Genomic DNA, 16,911 nt, shown 5'->3' with positions numbered 1-16,911 from the left:
TGCCCCGGCGGGGTCAGGCCGAGGGCAGCGGCAGCGGGGGCCAGTGCAGCAGGGCGCGGAACTGCTCGCGCAGCGCCTGCTCGTCGGCCTCGCGCAGGGCCTCGTCCCGGGCGCGGCGGGCCGCCGGGTCCTCCAGCTGCTCGGTCTCGCTGACCGACCGGGAGGCCGCCACCACCGCCCGGACCCGGTCCCGCCGCAGGTCCTCGTAGCGGCGGAAGGCGCCGGCCGGGTCGTCGGGGGACGCGCCGAGGCAGCCGGCCAGGACGACCGCGTCCTCGATGGCCATCGCCGAGCCCTGTCCGAGACTCGTCAGCATCGGGTGCGCGGCGTCACCGAGGAGGGTGACCGGGCCCTCGCCCCAGCGCTCCAGGAACGGCCGGTCCTGCGAGGGCACCGCGAGCACCGACTCCATCGGGGTCGCGCGGATGATGTCGCAGACCTCGTCGGCCCAGCCGGCGTAGGTGTCGAGGATCTCGGCCTTGTCGCCGTCCCAGGCGCGGGACCGCTCGGCGGGCATGTTCTTCGTGCCCCACCAGTAGTAGCGCCCATGGCCGACGTCGATCAGGCCGAACCTGCGGCCGGCCCCCCAGTAGTGGCCCACGTAACCCGCCGGGAGGTGCGGCCGGGCGAAGGGGGTGACGGCCAGCCAGCAGATGTAGCCGCTGTCCTGGCTCGGCTCGGCCCCCACCAGGCCGCGGCGGACGGCGGAGTGGAAGCCGTCCGCGCCGACCAGGGCGCTGCCCCGGACGGTGGTGCCGTTCTCGAAGCGCACGGTCACCCCGGCCGGTCCCGTCTCGTGGTCCGCGACCGCGTGCCCGAGGACCGGCGGCGCCCCGTCCAGCTCGGCGAGCAGGGCTTCCTGGAGGTCGGCCCGGGTCACGCACACCGACGGCACACCGAGCGCGTCCGTGACGGCCTTGAGCGGCTGCTCGCGGATCAGTTCCCCCCTCTCGTCGAGGACCCGGAACGTCTCGACGTCCTGGCCGCGCTTGGACAGTCCCAGGTCGATGCCGAGCGACGCCAGCGCGGCGACGGCGTTGCTCATCACGGACAGGCCCGAGCCCGCCGCGCGCAGCCGGGTGGCCCGCTCGTAGATCTCGACGGGGATGCCCGCCCGGCGCAGGGCGACGGCGGCGGTCAGCCCGCCGATGCCGGCCCCGGCGATGATCACCGGCAGCCGGGTGGACGACGGCTCGGGGGAGGTGTGGTGCGTCATACGGCGACTCCGGTGGAGGACGGGACGGGACGGCCGTCGAGGATGCGGCCGATGATCTCGGCCGTGTGGGTGACATGGGGGTGTTCGACGATGGACAGGTGGTTTCCGGGGACCGTGACGGCGCGCAGCCGGCCGCGGGTCATGTGCTGCCAGCCGTTCAGCGGGTCCGCGTGCCGGCTGCCGCCCGCGCTGTGCATGGCGAGCAGCACCTCGGGCAGCGGCTCGGCGGCCAGCAGCAGGGTGATGTCCTGCTCGGGCACCTCGGGCCGGTAGGCCAGGGTGGCGTTCCAGTTCGCCTCGTACACCCGGAAAAGCCGGCGGACCACGGCCCCCGAACTCCCCGGGGGCAGCACCCCGGCGCGTACGGCGAGCTGGGCGATGAAGTCGAACTTCTCGTCCGGCGTGGTCAGTTCGGCCGGCATCCGCTCCTGCGGCGAGGCCCCGCCGCGGCCCAGCCACAGCAACTCCCAGCAGAACCAGCCGAGCAGCGCGTCCTCGTCATGGCGGGCCCGCGGCCCGGGGTCCAGGGCCGTGGTGTCCAGCAGCACCAGGTCGGCGACCTCCTCGCCGGCCCGGGTCAGCTGGACGGCCATTTCGAAGGCCACGAAGCCGCCGAAGGACCAGCCGCCGATCGCGTAGGGGCCGTGCGGCTGCACCCGCCGCAGGGCGGCGATGTAGTCGGCGGCCAGCTCGGGCACCGAGCGGCGGGGCTCGGTGCCGGGGACCGCGCCCGCCGCCTGGAGCCCGTACAGCGGCCGGCCGGCGGGCAGATGGCGGGCGAGCTGCACGTAGCACAGCACGTTGCCGCCCATGGGGTGCACCATGAACAGCGGGCGGCGGTCCCCTTCGGGGCGGATCGGCACCAGCGGGTCGAAGGTGACCGACGCGTTCCGCTCGCGCAGCCGCCGCGCCAGCCCGGCGACGGTGGGGGTGGCGATGAACTCGGCCAGCGGGACGGTGACGCCGTAGCGCTGCTCGATGACCACCGTCAGCCGCATCGCCGTCAGCGAGGTGCCGCCCAGGTCGAAGAGGTCGTCGTCGACGCCGATCGCGTCGGCGGGCAGCTCCAGCAGATCGGCCAGGGTGTCCGCCAGGACCGCCTCGTGACTGCCGGGAACGGGCCGGGCGCCCCGCGGCTTCGCCTCCTGCGCGGGGACGGTGGCGGCCAGCGCCCGGTCGTCGCGCTTGCCGGAGGGGGTCAGCGGCAGCGCGGGTATCCAGGTCAGCGAGGCGGGCACCAGATACGCGGGCAGCACGGTGCGCAGATGACGGCGCAGCTCCCCGGTGTCCGTGCGGTCCCGGTCGCCGACGAGGAAGGCGGCCAGGGTGTTCTCGCCGTCGGCCCGGCGGCGCGGTACGACCGCCACCTCCCGGATGCCGGGCCGGTCCGCGGCGAAGTCGAGGACGGCGGCCTCCACTTCGGCCGGCTCCACCCGGTAGCCGCGTATCTTGACCTGGCCGTCGGCCCTGCCGGTGCACACGATGTCCCCGCCCGGCAGGACCACCGCGAGATCGCCCGTGCGGTACAGGACCTCGCCCGGGGCGCCGTACGGATGGGGGACGAACCGCTCCTCGGTGAGGTCCTTGCGGCCCACGTACCCCTCGGCGAGACAGACCCCGCCCAGGTATATCTCGCCCTGCACACCGGGTGGCACCGGACGCATCCGCGCGTCGAGGACCAGCACCTGCGCGCCGTCCACGGGGCGTCCCACCGGGGGCAGTTCGGGGAAGGAGGACGGATCGCCGGTCATGCTGTGCCGCGTGACCACATGTGACTCGGTCGGGCCGTACTGGTTCTCCAGCAGCACACCCGGCAGGGCGGCGAGGAACCGGCGCAGGGCGGCGGTCACCCGCAGCTGCTCGCCGGAGGAGACCACCACCCGCAGCCGCCGCGGCACCGGGCCGAGCGCGTCGGCCGTCTCCGCCAGCTGCTGGAGCGCCACGAACGGCAGGAACACCCGCTCCACGCCCGCCTCGTCCAGCAGCCGCAGCAGCGCCGGCATGTCGCGGCGCTGCTCCTCGTCCGCCAGGACCAGGGTGCCACCGCCGCACAGCGTGGAGAAGATCTCCTGGAAGGCGACGTCGAAGCCGATCGGCGCGAAGTGCAGGGTGCGGCCGCCGACGGCACCGCTCGGCACCCGGTTCTGCCAGCCGACCAGGTTCGCCAGCGCCCGGTGCGGCATCGCCACGCCCTTGGGGACGCCGGTCGAGCCGGAGGTGAACAGCACATACGCGGTGTCCGCGGGCCCGGGCCCCGGGAGGCCGCCGGCCGCGCCCGGTGTGCCGGGCGCGGTCAGCGACTCGGGGGACAGCAGCGGCGCGCAGTCCGCCACCAGGTGCGCGTGCCGGGCGGCGGCGACGATACGGCGGGGCCGGGCGGTGTCGGCCATGAGCGCCAGCCGGGCCGGCGGATAGGCCGGGTCCAGCGGCACCACGGCGGCCCCGGTGAGCAGGACACCGAGGAGCACGGCGACCGCCTGCGGGCCCCGGTCCATGGCGACGCCGATCCGGTCGCCGCGGCCGGTGCCCTCGGCGCGCAGCCGGTGCGCCACGGCCCGTGCGGTGCCGGCCAGCCGCGCATAGCTCCAGATGTCGCCGGCGTGGTCCAGGGCCGGGGCGTCGGGGGTGCGGGCGGCCTGGCGCAGGAAGAGGTCCGTGACGCACTCCTGGCTCATGGGTGCCGGTACCGGGCGGGCGGGCTCCGCCGCGAGGAAGCCGAACCCGGCCTGTTCCAGCGGGTGTTCGGCCATCCGGCGCACCACGGCGACGAGCGTGTCGGCGAGCAGCTCGGCCTGGTCCCGGCTGAACACCCGCCCGTCGCAGTCGACGCGCAGCCCGATCCGGCCGTCCACCGGGTCGTGCACCGCGTTGACCAGCAGGGTGAAGTTGGTCTCCTCCCAGGTCCGGAAGTCCAGCAGCCGGATGCCCGGAAGCGTCAGCACCTCGGTGAGCTGCCGGAAGTGGACGTAGTTGAACGCCGTCTCCAGCTCGCTGCCGGGGTGCTCCTCCTGGATGGCGCTGAGCGGGTAGCGGCGGTGCGGGAACCCCTCGCGCTCGCGGTGCAGCGCCTGCCGGGCCAGCGCGGACCAGCTCGCACCGGAGGTGGGCAGCCGCAGGGGGACGGTGTTCAGGAAGAGCCCGAGGGCCTGTTCGCCCTCCCCCTCGGTCCGGCCGTGCGTGACCAGCCCGGTGAGCACCTCGGGGGCGCCGGTGAACAGCCCTAGTGTCAGGCAGTGCGCCGCCAGCAGCACCGACTTGACCGGCGTCCCGTGCGCCCGGGCGGCGTCCCGCAGCGCGTCCGCGAGGTCGGCCGGCAGCTCCCGCCGGCACACGATCTGCTCGCCGTCGGTCGGCGGCCGGTGCGCTCGGGCCCCGGCGAGCGCCGGCACGTCGACCCCGCGCACGACCTCGCCCCAGTAGGCGCGGCTCGCCACGGAGTCCAGCGCGGCCCGCTCGGCGGCCACGTGCGCCGCGGGCGGCGGCAGCGGCCCGCCGGGCACCGGAGCGGCGCCGAGCCCCAGGGTGTGCGCGTACGTCTGGAGCAGGTCCCGCAGCAGGTTGGCGACGCTGGCGCCGTCGAGCAGCGCGTGGTGGAAGCCGAGCACCAGTTCCACGGTGTCGGGGCGCACATACGCGCGCAGGAAGTAGAGCGGGCCGTGTTCGAAGTCGTAGTCGTGCACCCGGCGTTCGCCCACGTGGCGCAGGATCTCCGCCTCCGCCTCCGCCTCGGTACGGCCGCGCAGGTCCACGCAGTCCGCACCGGCCGGTGCCTGCGGGTGGATCACCTGGAGCGGCTCGGAGACGCGGGCGAGCGCGAACGTGGACCGCAGCACGGGGTGCCGGGCGGTCAGCCGCGCGGCGGCGGTACGGAACGCCGCCTCGTCCCACGGCATCCGCAGCACATAACGGAAGACGTCCTTGTACACGGCGGTGCCGGGCCGGCGCCGGGAGTGGAAGATCAGGCCCAGCTGGAGCCGGGAGAGCGGGTGGGCGTCGTCGGCGTCCCCGAGCGCCGCCCGGTCGACGCGGGACACCAGCGCGAACGGACGCGGCCCCTCCGTCGCGGCCGGGCCGGGCGGCGCGTCGGCGACGGTGACGGCGGCGAGCGCCGCCACGGTCGGTGCGGCCACGAGATCGTCGAGGGAGAAGCGCAGGCCCTCCCGCTCGGCCCGGGCCCGGACGGTGAGCAGCCGGATGGAGTCGCCGCCGAGGGCGTAGAAGTCGTCGTGCACGCCGACCCGTTCGACGCCCAGCACCTCCGCCCAGATCCGGGCGAGCGCGGCCTGCACCCCGTCGGCCGGCGCGGCGTCGCCGGACGGCTCCGCTGCGCCGCGCGGGTCGGGCAGCGCCCGCACATCGGTCTTGCCGCTCGGGGTCAGCGGCACCCGGTCGATCCGGCACAGCAGGGCGGGCACCATGAACGCGGGCAGCCGGGCGACGAGCGCCGCGCGCAGCCGGTCCGGGCCCGGGTCGCCGTCGCCGGCCACGTACCAGGCGGCCAGCCGGGTGCCGCCGCCCCCGGCGGTGGTGGCGGCCACCACCGCGTCGCGCACCCCGGGCAGCTCGCGCAGCGCGGCGGCGACCTCGCCGGTCTCCACCCGGTTGCCCCGGATCTTGACCTGGCCGTCCGCCCGGCCCAGGTACTCCAGGGTGCCGTCGGCGAGCCAGCGGGCGATGTCCCCGGTGCGGTAGATCCGTCCGCCGGGCACGAACGGGTCGGCGGTGAACCGTTCCGCGGTGAGCCGGGGCAGCCCGAGATAGCCCCGGGCGACCTGGACGCCGCCGATGCACAACTCGCCCGGCACACCGGCCGGCTGAAGGTTTCCGTGGGCGTCGAGGACGTACAGCAGCGTGTTGTCCACCGGCCGTCCGATCGGCACCCGGCGTACGGGAAGCGCCGGGTCGCCGGGGCAGTCGTACGCCGTGACGTCCACCGCGGCCTCGGTGGGGCCGTACAGGTTCACCAGGCGGGGCGGCCCGTCCGGGCCCGTGCGGAAGGTCCGTGCGAAGCGTTCGACAGGCCCGGGCGGCAGCGCCTCGCCGCTGCAGAAGACGTACCGCAGCGAGGAGACCGGCGGCTCGTCGAGGTCGAGGAAGGGGCCGAGCATGGAGGGGACGAAGTGCAGGACACTGACCCCGTGGTCGCGGACCGTGCGGGCCACCTCCCGCGGGTCCTTCTCGGCGCCGGGCGGCAGCAGCACCAGCCGGGACCCCTCGGCGGCCCACCAGAACAGCTCCCACACGGAGACGTCGAAGGAGACGGGGGTCTTCTGCAACAGGACGTCGTCCGCGCCCACCGGGTACAGCCGCTGCATCCAGGTCAGCCGGTTGACGGCCGACCGGTGTTCGACCATCACGCCCTTGGGCCGGCCGGTCGACCCGGACGTGTAGATCACATAGGCGAGGGAGCCCGGACCGGCGCCGGTCTCCGGCGGGGCGTCGTCCTGCCCCGCCTCCAGCTCGGCCACCCGGCGGGCGTGCTCCCGGCCGGCGGCCCACGGCGCCCGGGCCCCCTCGTCGTCCAGCACGACCGCCGCGGCCCGGCAGTCGTCGAGCATGTGCGTGATCCGCCCGGCGGGGTAGTCCGGGTCCACCGGCACATACGCGGCGCCCGCCTTGAGCACCCCGAACAGCGCCGGGAGCAGGTCCGGGCCGCGGCGCAGCGCCACCGCCACCCGGTCCCCGTCGCCGACGCCGGCCGCCCGCAGGCCCCTGGCCACGCGGTTGGCGCGGCGCTCCAGCTCCGCGTAGGTCAGCGAGCGGCCGGTGGCGGCGTCCGTCACCGCGACGGCGTCCGGCCGCCGGGCGCACTGGAGCTCGAACAGGCCGTGCAGGGTGCCGGGTTCCCGCTCCGGCGCGGCGGGGCCCCGGCCCAGGGCGAGCAGGGCGTCCCGTTCCGCCGGGCCGGTCACCGGTACGGCGGACAGCTCCGCCGCCGGGTCGTCCAGGCAGCCCGCGAGCAGCCGCTCCAACTGGCGGGCCACCGCGTCGATCGGCAGGTCCTCGTCGAACACGTCGAGCGCGTGGACCAGGTCGATCTCCATGCCGGGGGCGTCGCCGAAGTCCCGTACGAAGACGTTGAGCGCGGACTGGTCGTACCCGGGGGCCTGCATGCCGGTCTCGCGCCGCACCCCGTCGAGGACGGCGGGCCGCTCGTAGCGCAGATAGGACAACGTCACGTCGAACAGCTGCCGGGAACCGCCCGCGCCGTCCGCGGCCAGCCCGGTCAGCAGGTCGCCGAGCGCGATCCGCTCGTGCCGCTGGAGCCCCCGGACCGCCTCGCGGGTCTCGCGCACCAGCTCGCCGACCGGGCGCGCCCCGGGGCGCCGCAGCGGCAGCGGCAGGGTGTTGGCGAGCTGGCCGTACGGCGTCGCCGTCCAGCCGGCGCGGTTCAGCAGCGGGATGCCGAGGACGACGTCCTCGCTGCCGTGCAGCCGGGTGAGCAGCCCGCCGAGGACGGCCGCCACATAGGCGAAGGGGGAGTAACCGGCTTCCCGGATCCGCCGCACCAGCGCGCCGTCGACGGGCACGGTGCGGATGCCCCGGCGCCGGGCGCCGCTCGGGGCCCGGCGGGTGAACAACGCGGTGCCGGTGTCAGCGAGCGCGGCCCGGTGGTGGGCCAGATCCTCGCCGAAGGCGTCACCGGCCCGGTAGCGGGCCTCCTCCGCGAGGAAGCCGGCGACCGGAACGGGGTCCGCGGCGGGCGCCGGTGCCCCGGCGTGCCGGTGCGCGTACTCCTCCAGGATCTCCTGGGTCACCCGGTCGCAGGTCCAGCCGTCCGCGACCAGATGGTGCGCCGTCAGCCGCAGCACCACCGTGTCGGGCCCCTCGGTCAGCAGCGTGACCCGCACCGGCGGGGCGCCGCGCAGCGGCAGGGGGCGCAGCAGGTCGGCCTCCAGCCAGGCGGCGCGGGCCGCGGCCGGGTCCGCCTCCCGCTCCAGGTCGAGCCGGCCCACCTCGGGTGCCGCGGCGCCGACCCACTGCACCGGCGTACCGTCCGGGTCGTCGAAACAGAGCCGGAACGTCTCGTGCCGGGCCAGCACCGCCTCGGCGCTCTCGGCCAGCAGCCGCCGGTCCACCGGACCGGTGAGACGTTCGGTCACACAGCAGTTGAACTGGGGATCGTCCGGGTGCAGTACGGCGGAGGCCCACACGTCCCGCTGATAGGCGGTCAGCGGGAGGCGGGGCTGATCCGTATGGCTCGGTAAGTTCATGATCAGACCATAGGTGCGGACCTGGCCGGGAAAGCGTCCGGCGGCAGCTAGTGGCCGTCGACTGCCGGTGCTGTGTCCCTTCCGCCGTGGCGGGTACGGCCTTTCGGACAGCGGTGACGCCTCGTCAATCCATGTATATGACACAGTGGTTGTGCCAGACGGTGATCAACAGGAGGAGCGGGCATGGCGGTTCGGCTGGACGAGCGGGTGCGGGCGCGGCTGGAAGGACCCCACTTCTGGTACGTCGCCACGGTGACACCGGACGGCGCTCCGCATGTCACACCGATGTGGGTCGGCCTGGAGGACGGGCTGATCGTCTTCAACACCTCGGTCGGCCGGATCAAGGAGGAGAACCTCCGCCACGACGCCCGCGTCCACCTCTCGCACGCCGACCCCGACAACCCCTACGACCGGGTGCAGATTTCCGGCCGCGCGGTGCGGCTGGTGACCGGCGAGGCGGCCGAGCGCGGGATGGACCGGCTGACCCAGAAGTACCTGGGCCTGGACCGCTACCCCTGGCTGATCGAGGGCGAGCAGCGCGTACACGTCCTGGTCGAGCCGGAACGGGTACGCCACATCGTCGGCGTCGAACCGTTCCGGCCCGGGGTCATCCCCTCCTGACCGGGCGGGGTCAGGATTCGGCCGGCACCCGGTCCAGGAAGCCCAGCACCTGCCGGATCCGGCCCTCCTCGTCCAGCGTGACCACGTCGAACCCGGCCACCGGCGCAGACCGGTCGGCCTCGTTCACCAGCTCCCAGCCGAAGCGCGCGGTGTCGTGGTGCCCGTCCACCGCGCCCAGCGGGCGGAAGACGAACCCCGGGAACTGCTCGTGGACCGCCGCGATCACGGCCGCGATCCCCTCATGGCCACGGACGTCGGCGAGGGGGTCGGTGTAACCGCCGTCCGGGGTCCACGCGGCGGCGACCGCCTTCCTCAGGGCCTCGGGCTCGGTGGCGTTCCACGCCTCGAAGTAACGGGCGGCGGCGGTCGCGTAGCGATCGGTGTTCACGGACATGGTGAATCAGCCTCCATCGAGGTCGTCTCTCCTGGTCGGGGCCCGGGTCGGGGCTTCGCCGATCCGGTGTGACCACCATGCCCGGCACCTCGGCGGCCGGTCGATTACCTCCGGGGTCATGCCCGGGCGGCTCGTGCGACCAGCCTCGTTCCGGCCACAACGGACGGCGAATATGTCAACAGACTGGCCAAAAAGTCATGGTGACAGTGTGTCGGAAGTGGCGATACTCGAACGTCAGGGACACATCACCCCACAGGAGCCGCACGAAGAGCGAGGCCCGCCCGGTACCAAGCGAGGCGACGGGGGAGTGAGACGTGCACGACGAGTTCCTGTGCCATGTCACGGCGTACGGCATGTGCGACGGCAGGCGCATCGGCGTACCGCTCGGCACCTATCGCGCGCCGACGCTCGCCCTGGCCCTGTGGTGGCTGCGGGACCGGGCGTCCTGGATCGCGGAGCGGCTCGACCCGAGCCCGGCGGACCCCGCCATCCCGGCCGGGGCGCTGGTGCCGGTCGCGGACACGGTCGCCGACGTCCCCGCCCTGCTGCGCGCCTGGTGCGCCGACGACGCCCGGCAGGAGCGGACCGCCGACGAGCTGGCGGCCGGGCGGCTGGTGCGGATCGCCGCCAGCGACGACACCACCGAGTACGAACTGCTCGCCGAGTCCGTGGACGCGCTCCGGATGCAACGCGTCGGCCCCGCGCTGGTCGAGCTCGCGTGACACGTGTCCATTCCGCTCAGACGGACCGGGACGAGCAGGCGCACATCTGAGCGGATCGGTAGAATTCTGGCCATGGCGGAGCGGTCGGTCGCCCCGGCTGTGCCCGAGTTCGTCCTGGAGACCGACACCGGGTCCACGGTGATGAGTCCGGGCCACGACTACCACGTCGGACGCGACCCGTTGAGCGACATCGTCCTCGACGATGCCCGGGTCTCGTGGCACCACGCGGTGCTGCGCTGCGACCACGACCACTGGACCCTGGCCGACACCGGGAGCACCAACGGCACCTACGCCCACGGCCACAGGGTCCGCGAATGGCGGCTCGCACCCGGCAGCGAGATCCGCTTCGGCAACCCCGTCGACGGCCCCCGCGCCCTGCTCCTGCCCGTCCCCGAACCCGCCCCCGGCCGCCCCTCGGCGGTGTCCCTGCCCGAGCGGACCGGCACCTTCCGCCGGCCCAGCAGCGTCCGCCCGCTGCCCGCCCTGACCGCCGTCCGCATCGGCCGCGCCCCCGGCAACGACGTCGTCGTGGACGACCTCACCGTCTCCCGCCACCACGCCGAACTGCGCGCCCACCCCGACGGCGGCCACGAGATCATCGACCTCGGCAGCCACAACGGCACCTACCTCAACGGCCGCCCCGTCACCCGCGCCCGGGTCGCCCCCGGCGACATCATCGGCATCGGCCACTCCGCCTTCTGCCCGGCCGGCGACCAGCTCCAGGAGTACGTCGACACCGGCCAGGTCTCCCTCGACGTCCAGGACCTCACCGTCACCGTCGGCAAGGACCGCACGGTCCTGCTGGACCACGTGTCCTTCCCGGTGGGGGAGAAGTGCCTGCTCGCGGTGGTCGGCCCCAGCGGCGCCGGCAAGTCCACCCTGCTCAACGCCCTGACCGGCCAGCGCCCCGCCGACCGCGGCACCGTCCTGTACGACGGCCGCGACCTCTACCGCGACTACGCCGAGCTGCGCCGGCGCATCGGTCTCGTCCCGCAGGACGACATCCTGCACCCGCAGCTCACCGTGCGCGCCGCCCTCACCTACGCCGCCGAGCTGCGCTTCCCCGAGGACACCGACCCGGCCGAGCGGCGCGCCCGGGTCGACGAGGTCATCCGCGAACTGGGCCTGGAGCAGCGCGCCGGCCAGCCCGTGCACAGCCTCTCCGGCGGCCAGCGCAAACGCGTCAGCGTCGCCCTGGAACTGCTGACCAAGCCCTCGCTGCTCTTCCTGGACGAGCCGACCTCCGGCCTGGACCCCGGCATGGACCGCTCCGTCATGCACATGCTGCGCGGGCTCGCCGACGACGGCCGTACCGTCGTCGTGGTCACGCACAGCGTCCTCAGCCTCGGCGTCTGCGACCGCCTCCTCGTCCTCGCCCCCGGCGGCACCGTGGCCTACTACGGCCCGCCCGGCGACGCCCTCGCCTTCTTCGGCTGCGAGCAGTGGCCCGAGGCCTTCGAGGCCTTCGACCGCGACGCGGACCGCGACTGGGCCCGGCAGTACCGCGAGTCGCCGTTCCACCGGCACTACGTCACCGGATCCACCGGCCGGCCCCACCACCCCGGCCCGGCCCCGGTCGGCCCCGCGCCCCCGCCCCGCCCGCGCTCCGCCCGGGCCCAGCTCGGCACCCTGATCCGCCGCTACACCGCCGTCCTGAGCGCCGACCGCACCTTCCTGCTCGTCATGGTCGCCCTGCCCTTCGTGATGGGCGCCATGGCCCGCGCCCTGGCGAGCGGTCGGCTCGCCCGGGACACCGCGATGAACGCGCTGCTCATCCTCTGCGTCGGTGCCGTACTGACCGGCGCCGCCAACGCGGTGCGCGAACTGGTCAAGGAACGCGCCCTCTACCGGCGAGAACGCGCCGTCGGCCTGCCCAGATCCAGCTATCTGCTCTCCAAGGTGGTGGTGCTCGGCACGGTCACGGTCGCCCAGGCCGTCGTCCTCACCCTGGTCGGCCTCCTCGGCGTCCACCTGAACGCCCCCGGCGGCCGCGGCGTCCTGCTGCCGCCGCTCGCCGAACTCACCCTCGCGGTCGCCCTGCTGGCGTTCACCGCGATGATGCTCGGGCTGCTGGTCTCCGCGCTGGTGCGCAAGGAGGAGGTGACGATGCCGCTGCTGGTGCTGCTCGCCATCGTCCAGGTGGTCTTCTGCGGCGCCCTGCTGAAACTGCACGGCGTCCCCGGCCTCGACCAGCTCTCCTGGCTGGTGCCCGCCCGCTGGGCGCTCGGCGCCATGGCCGGCACCGTCGGACTCTCCCGGATCATGCCCGACCGGCTGACCGCCGACCCGCTGTTCCGGCACGCGCCGGGCGTCTGGCTGCTCGACCTGGCCATGCTGCTCGTGCTCTCCGCCGTCTACGGACTGGTGGTGGCCCGGCTGCTGCGCCGGCAGGAGCCGGCCGTGATGCGGAGGTAGGCGGCGATGACGACCCCCGGATTCCGGCCCACGCACGTCGTCCCGGCGCGCGGCCTGCCCGCCTGGGAGGCCCCCGACCCGGCCCGCCCCACCATGCCCCTCGACCCGCTGCTCCCCGTCCAGCTGGTGGAGTGGCGCGGCGACTGGGGACACATCCGCTGCGCCAACGGCTGGGCCGCCTGGGTCGACGGCCGCCGGCTGGTCGCCGTACCGGAGGACCCGCCCGCCGCCGACGGCACCGCGGGCACCGCCGACCCCCGCCCCCTGCTGGACCGCGCCGCCGAGGCCCTGGCCGGCTACCGGGCGGCCGTCGCGGAGCTGGCCGCCGGCACCCTGGACGGCGAGGCCTTCGAGGAGCGCACCCGCGGACTGCGGCTCGGCATCGTGCTCGACGGCACGTCCATGTGGCTCTACGACGCCGAGGAGGGCCGCTGGGAGTACGCCGACGGACGGCGCCTCACCACCTACGCCACCGACCGTTCCGTCGCCGGGGAGGACGCCACCGGGCACGCCCCGACCCGGCTCGTCGCCTCCGAGGGTGAACCCTGATGGCCGGCCGGACCAGCCTGTTCTCCGGCCGTCCCTCGGAGCTGATCGGCCGGCAGGTGGCGGGTTACCTGATCGAGAGCGAGATCGGGCGCGGCGGCATGGCCGTCGTCTACCGCGCCCGCGACCTGCGCCTGGAGCGCACGGTCGCGCTCAAACTCCTCGCCCCCGAACTCGCCCGCAACGACACCTTCCGGCAGCGCTTCACCCACGAGTCCCGCGTCGCCGCCGCGATCGACCACCCGCACATCGTGCCGGTCTTCGAGGCCGGCGAGACCGACGGTGTGCTCTACATCGCCATGCGGTACGTCTCCGGCAGCGACCTGCGCCATCTGCTCGACCTGCGCGGGCCCCTGCCGCTGCCGGACACGGTGCGGATGGCCGCGCAGGTCGCCTCCGCCCTCGACGCCGCCCATGAGCACGGACTGGTCCACCGGGACGTCAAACCCGGCAACATCCTGGTCGCCGAGGGCACCGACAGCGACCACCCCGAGCACGTCTACCTCACCGACTTCGGGCTCACCAAGAAGTCGCTGTCGCTGACCGGCTTCACCAGCGTCGGCCAGTTCGTCGGCACCCTCGACTATGTGGCCCCCGAGCAGATCTCGGGCCGCCCGGTCGACGGCCGCTGCGACGTCTACGGCCTGGCCTGCGTCGTCCACGAGATGCTCACCGGCCACCCGCCCTTCGAACGCGAGGACGACATGGCGCTGCTGTGGGCCCACCAGTACGACGAGCCGCCCCCGCCCAGCGGGATCCGCCCCGGCCTGCCCGGCACCGTCGACCCGGTCTTCGCCACGGCCCTCGCCAAGAGCCCGGACGCCCGCTACGACACCTGCCTGGCCTTCGTCGCCGCGCTCCGCGCGACCCTGGCCCCCGCGCCCGCCGCCGACCACCCGGCGACCGAGGTGGACCGCACGGTCACCGCGCCGCCCCGGCCGCCGCACTGGGCCGCACCGGTGTTCCGCGCCCGGGACACGGCGGCCTAGAGAGACTGCCCGGACAAGGCAGCCAGGAGACCTAGTCGGCGGGCGGCGGGGTGCTCGTCCCGCGCCCGCGGCGCACCAGCCGGGCCGGCAGCGCGCCCAGGAAGCCGGTCACCAGACCCCACAGCGCGCCCAGCCCCACCGCCTGCCACAGCTGCGGCTCCAGGAACACCTCGCCGGACAGGCTGCCGCCCAGGTCCCCGATGCCCAGCAGGGACAGCCCGTAGTGCGCCGAGATCCGCCCGGTCAGACAGATCATCAGCACCGTCAGTGCCAGCGCCACCGCCAGCTGCACCGCATGCCGCCACGGCGGGACGGCCGGGGAGCGGACCGCTGCCCGGAAGGCCACGGCGAGCAGCAGCACCGCGTCCACGGCCACGAGCCACCACCACCGGCCGTCGTGGGCGGTGAGCGAGCGCAGATTGAGCGCCGAGACGTCGGGCGTGCGCAGGATCGCGTCCAGTACATGCGGCATCGGCAGCCCGAACGGGCCGTCCACCCGGCCGTTCCAGGTCGCCCCGAGACCCACCGTCAGGCCCAGCCAGGACAGATTCGGCAGGCCCAGCAGGATCAGCGCGAGGATCGCGCGGAGCCGCCCGTGGACGGCCGCCGTGATCAGCGAGGCGACGAGACCCACGCCGACGACGGCGAGCAGCAGCACCACCATCGCGTGGGCCGGCGGGCGCACCGACTCCTGGAGCCGCAGCAGCCGGCCCGGCAGCGGGGCCCCGCACGCGACGAGCAGCGCCAGCAGCAGCACCCCCGCCAGCCAGAGCAGCCCGAACAGCACCGTCAGCGGCACGTCCGTGGTGAACCCGACCGTCGGCGCGGCGCCGAACAGGCCCGCCAGGTCGCTGAGGGTGCCGCTGCCCAGATCGACCGCGAAGGTCTGCCGGGCGGCGAAGGCCAGCCCGATCAGCGCCGCCAGCCACGGCACCGCGATCCGGGCGGCCCAGCCGGCCAGCTCCGCGGCCGAGGCGACCGCCCGGTGCCGCAGCGGGCGCAGAAAGCCCGCGCCGACCACCAGGGCACCGGCGAGCGTCACCGACAGCGGCATCACGCTCAGCCCGGCCCGGCTCTCGGCGAGCGCCCCGGCGTTGCCCGAGAGTTCCACGCTGCCGCCGACCGCGGCCACCACCGTCGCGGCCACCACCCGCGGAAACGCGCCGTCCGGCAGATCCGCCGCACCGGCCGCCCACAGCCCCAGCGCCGCCACCAGCACCATGACGGCCAGTCCGGTCAGCACCACGGCCACGCCCTGCACCCAGCCATGAGGGGCGACGGGCCGCGCGGAGACGGTCGGAGGGCTCACGCCAGCCACGCTAGACAGACCCGCGGCCCCGCGCCCGCCGGGTGGGCCGTCCGCGTCGGCTTGCGAGCCGGACGGCTCTGCGGCACACAATGGGAGCAACGTGCAGCTATTAGAACTAATCCGAACGTGACTGGGAAAAGCCGCGCATCGGGACGATCGCGACGGGAAGAAGTGCTCGTGAGCGTCGAACCTCCGTCCTCCGGCCGCCCCACCGGGCCGCCCTCCGGCCCGCTGTCGGGCTCTTCCCGGCCGCCCGCCGGACCGCCGCCCGCCGGACCGCCGAGCGGCGCCACCGGTCCGCACGGACCGCGCCGGCCGTGGTGGAAGTCCGTACCGCGCGTCGCGGCGCTCACCGCCGCCCTCGTCGCCGCCGTCGTTCTCGGTCTGGTCTTCACCCGTCCGGGCGGCGGCGGTTCCTCCGCCAAGGGCGGCGAGGTCTTCCTCCAGCCCGCCGGCAGCACCGGCCAGGACCCGTTCACCACGTCGACCGCGAAGCAGAGTTCCGCACCGCCCGCACCCTCCGCACCCGCCTCCGCCGCGCCGTCCGGCGCGGCGAACGCGGTCCAGGGAGTGGAGGGCGGCGCGCCGGGCCTGTACGGCGGCACCGAGAAGGTCGCCTCCTGCGATGTGGAGGCCCAGATCAAGGCCCTTAGGGCCGACCCCGCCAAGAACCGCGCGTTCGCCTCCGTGGCCGGCGTCCAGCCGTCCGGCGTGCCCGCCTTCCTGCGCTCGCTCACCCCGGTCCAGCTGCGCGTCGACACCCGCGTCACCAACCACGGCTTCCGCGACGGCGCCGCGACCAGCTATCAGTCCGTCCTCCAGGCGGGCACCGCCGTACTGGTGGACGCGCACGGCGTGCCCCGGGTGCGCTGCGCCTGCGGCAACCCGCTGACCTCGCCGGTCCCGCAGCGCACCGCCCCCCACTTCGTGGGGCAGCGCTGGCCGACGTACCGGCCCTCGAACGTGGTGGTCGTGACCCCCGCACCGGTCGTCGTCAATGTCTTCGTGCTGTACGACTCCCACCACCACGACTGGATCCACCGGCGCCGCGCCGACCAGCACTGCCGGCACGACCAGCACGCCAAGCCGCCGGTGATCCCGCACCCGTGGATCCCGCGGGTGCCGTGTCCGCCCTCGCCGGGTGCGACCGGGGCGCCGGGCGTCCCGTCGACGCCGTGCGTCCCGAGGCCCTCGTCGGGCAAGCCCCGCCCGTCGGGTTCGTCTCCCTCGTCCTCCTCCTCGTCCCGCCCGTCCTCGTCGTCTTCCTCTTCCTCTTCCTCTTCCTCGTCCTCCTCGTCGTCGTCCTCTTCATCCCCTTCGTCCTCTTCGTCCTCCGCCTCGAAGAAGCCGCCCCAGGAGCTGACGTCGCCGTCGTCCTCGTCGTCGTCCTCTTCGCCGTCGCCCTCGTCCTCGAAGCCGAAGTCGCACGAGGGGCTGACGTCGCCGTCGGAGTCGTCGTCCGCACCCTCGTCCGGTTCGCCGTCG

At 74.7% G+C, this 16,911-nt stretch carries 9 protein-coding genes and 1 pseudogene; 6 read left to right on the top strand and 4 right to left on the bottom strand.

Annotated features, from left to right (window positions below; translation table 11 throughout):
- Positions 1 to 13: 13 nt before the first annotated feature.
- Together ACZ5CZ_RS20905 and ACZ5CZ_RS20900 are read right to left on the bottom strand one after the other, a co-directional pair.
- Positions 14 to 1,216, bottom strand: a complete 1,203-nt coding sequence (locus ACZ5CZ_RS20905) for an FAD-dependent monooxygenase (protein ID WP_468944779.1) — start codon at positions 1,214 to 1,216, stop codon at positions 14 to 16.
- Positions 1,213 to 8,430 carry an amino acid adenylation domain-containing protein gene (locus ACZ5CZ_RS20900; protein ID WP_468944777.1) on the bottom strand — a complete coding sequence of 2,406 codons (7,218 nt, stop codon included), beginning with the start codon at positions 8,428 to 8,430 and terminating at the stop codon, positions 1,213 to 1,215. Before ACZ5CZ_RS20900 ends, ACZ5CZ_RS20905 begins: the two co-directional genes overlap by 4 nt.
- Before the next feature lie 183 nt (positions 8,431 to 8,613).
- Between ACZ5CZ_RS20900 and ACZ5CZ_RS20895 the strand changes: the two genes are divergently transcribed.
- The gene (locus tag ACZ5CZ_RS20895) at positions 8,614 to 9,051 is read left to right on the top strand and encodes a PPOX class F420-dependent oxidoreductase (RefSeq protein ID WP_468944774.1); all 438 of its coding nucleotides are present in this window, start codon (positions 8,614 to 8,616) and stop codon (positions 9,049 to 9,051) included.
- 10 nt (positions 9,052 to 9,061) lie between these two features.
- On the opposite strand, the gene ACZ5CZ_RS20890 is transcribed toward ACZ5CZ_RS20895, so the two are convergent.
- A complete protein-coding gene (locus ACZ5CZ_RS20890; RefSeq protein ID WP_385841080.1) occupies positions 9,062 to 9,445 on the bottom strand; it encodes a nuclear transport factor 2 family protein in 384 nt (127 codons plus the stop codon).
- 314 nt (positions 9,446 to 9,759) lie between these two features.
- On the opposite strand from ACZ5CZ_RS20890, the gene ACZ5CZ_RS20885 reads away from it, so the two are divergent.
- The 4 genes from ACZ5CZ_RS20885 to ACZ5CZ_RS20870 all read left to right on the top strand — a co-directional run bounded on the left by ACZ5CZ_RS20885 (position 9,760) and on the right by ACZ5CZ_RS20870 (position 14,117).
- Positions 9,760 to 10,167, top strand: a complete 408-nt coding sequence (locus ACZ5CZ_RS20885) for a hypothetical protein (RefSeq protein WP_385841079.1) — start codon at positions 9,760 to 9,762, stop codon at positions 10,165 to 10,167.
- Positions 10,168 to 10,239: 72 nt separating this feature from the next.
- Complete coding sequence (locus ACZ5CZ_RS20880) at positions 10,240 to 12,582, top strand: FHA domain-containing protein (RefSeq protein ID WP_468944770.1); 2,343 nt, start codon at positions 10,240 to 10,242, stop codon at positions 12,580 to 12,582.
- Between the two features lie 6 nt (positions 12,583 to 12,588).
- Complete coding sequence (locus tag ACZ5CZ_RS20875) at positions 12,589 to 13,131, top strand: hypothetical protein (RefSeq protein ID WP_468944767.1); 543 nt, start codon at positions 12,589 to 12,591, stop codon at positions 13,129 to 13,131.
- The gene (locus ACZ5CZ_RS20870; RefSeq protein ID WP_385841076.1) at positions 13,131 to 14,117 is read left to right on the top strand and encodes a serine/threonine-protein kinase; all 987 of its coding nucleotides are present in this window, start codon (positions 13,131 to 13,133) and stop codon (positions 14,115 to 14,117) included. Before ACZ5CZ_RS20875 ends, ACZ5CZ_RS20870 begins: the two co-directional genes overlap by 1 nt.
- A gap of 31 nt (positions 14,118 to 14,148) precedes the next feature.
- Here ACZ5CZ_RS20870 and ACZ5CZ_RS20865 read toward each other — a convergent pair whose 3' ends face one another.
- Positions 14,149 to 15,426 (bottom strand): streptophobe family protein, encoded by a 1,278-nt coding sequence (locus tag ACZ5CZ_RS20865; RefSeq protein WP_468944763.1) that lies wholly within the window; start codon positions 15,424 to 15,426, stop codon positions 14,149 to 14,151.
- A 177-nt stretch (positions 15,427 to 15,603) separates the two neighbouring features.
- Here ACZ5CZ_RS20865 and ACZ5CZ_RS20860 point away from each other — a divergent pair.
- A pseudogene (locus ACZ5CZ_RS20860) lies at positions 15,604 to 16,830 on the top strand (DUF6777 domain-containing protein); the annotation flags it as partial.
- Positions 16,831 to 16,911 lie beyond the last annotated feature (81 nt).

This window comes from Streptomyces sp. NPDC031418 (genome assembly GCF_055581605.1).
The sequence above is the reverse complement of the archived record's forward strand: the minus strand, read 5'-3'. Positions and strand labels throughout refer to the sequence as shown.

What these genes read in the sequence shown, in the direction of transcription:
- ACZ5CZ_RS20895 (WP_468944774.1), top strand. Translation starts at nt 8,614, where the DNA reads ATGGCGGTTCGGCTGGACGAGCGGGTGCGGGCGCGGCTGGAAGGACCC.
- ACZ5CZ_RS20870 (WP_385841076.1), top strand. Translation starts at nt 13,131, where the DNA reads ATGGCCGGCCGGACCAGCCTGTTCTCCGGCCGTCCCTCGGAGCTGATC.
- ACZ5CZ_RS20905 (WP_468944779.1), bottom strand. Translation starts at nt 1,216, where the DNA reads ATGACGCACCACACCTCCCCCGAGCCGTCGTCCACCCGGCTGCCGGTG.
- ACZ5CZ_RS20880 (WP_468944770.1), top strand. Translation starts at nt 10,240, where the DNA reads ATGGCGGAGCGGTCGGTCGCCCCGGCTGTGCCCGAGTTCGTCCTGGAG.
- ACZ5CZ_RS20900 (WP_468944777.1), bottom strand. Translation starts at nt 8,430, where the DNA reads ATGAACTTACCGAGCCATACGGATCAGCCCCGCCTCCCGCTGACCGCC.
- ACZ5CZ_RS20875 (WP_468944767.1), top strand. Translation starts at nt 12,589, where the DNA reads ATGACGACCCCCGGATTCCGGCCCACGCACGTCGTCCCGGCGCGCGGC.
- ACZ5CZ_RS20890 (WP_385841080.1), bottom strand. Translation starts at nt 9,445, where the DNA reads ATGTCCGTGAACACCGATCGCTACGCGACCGCCGCCGCCCGTTACTTC.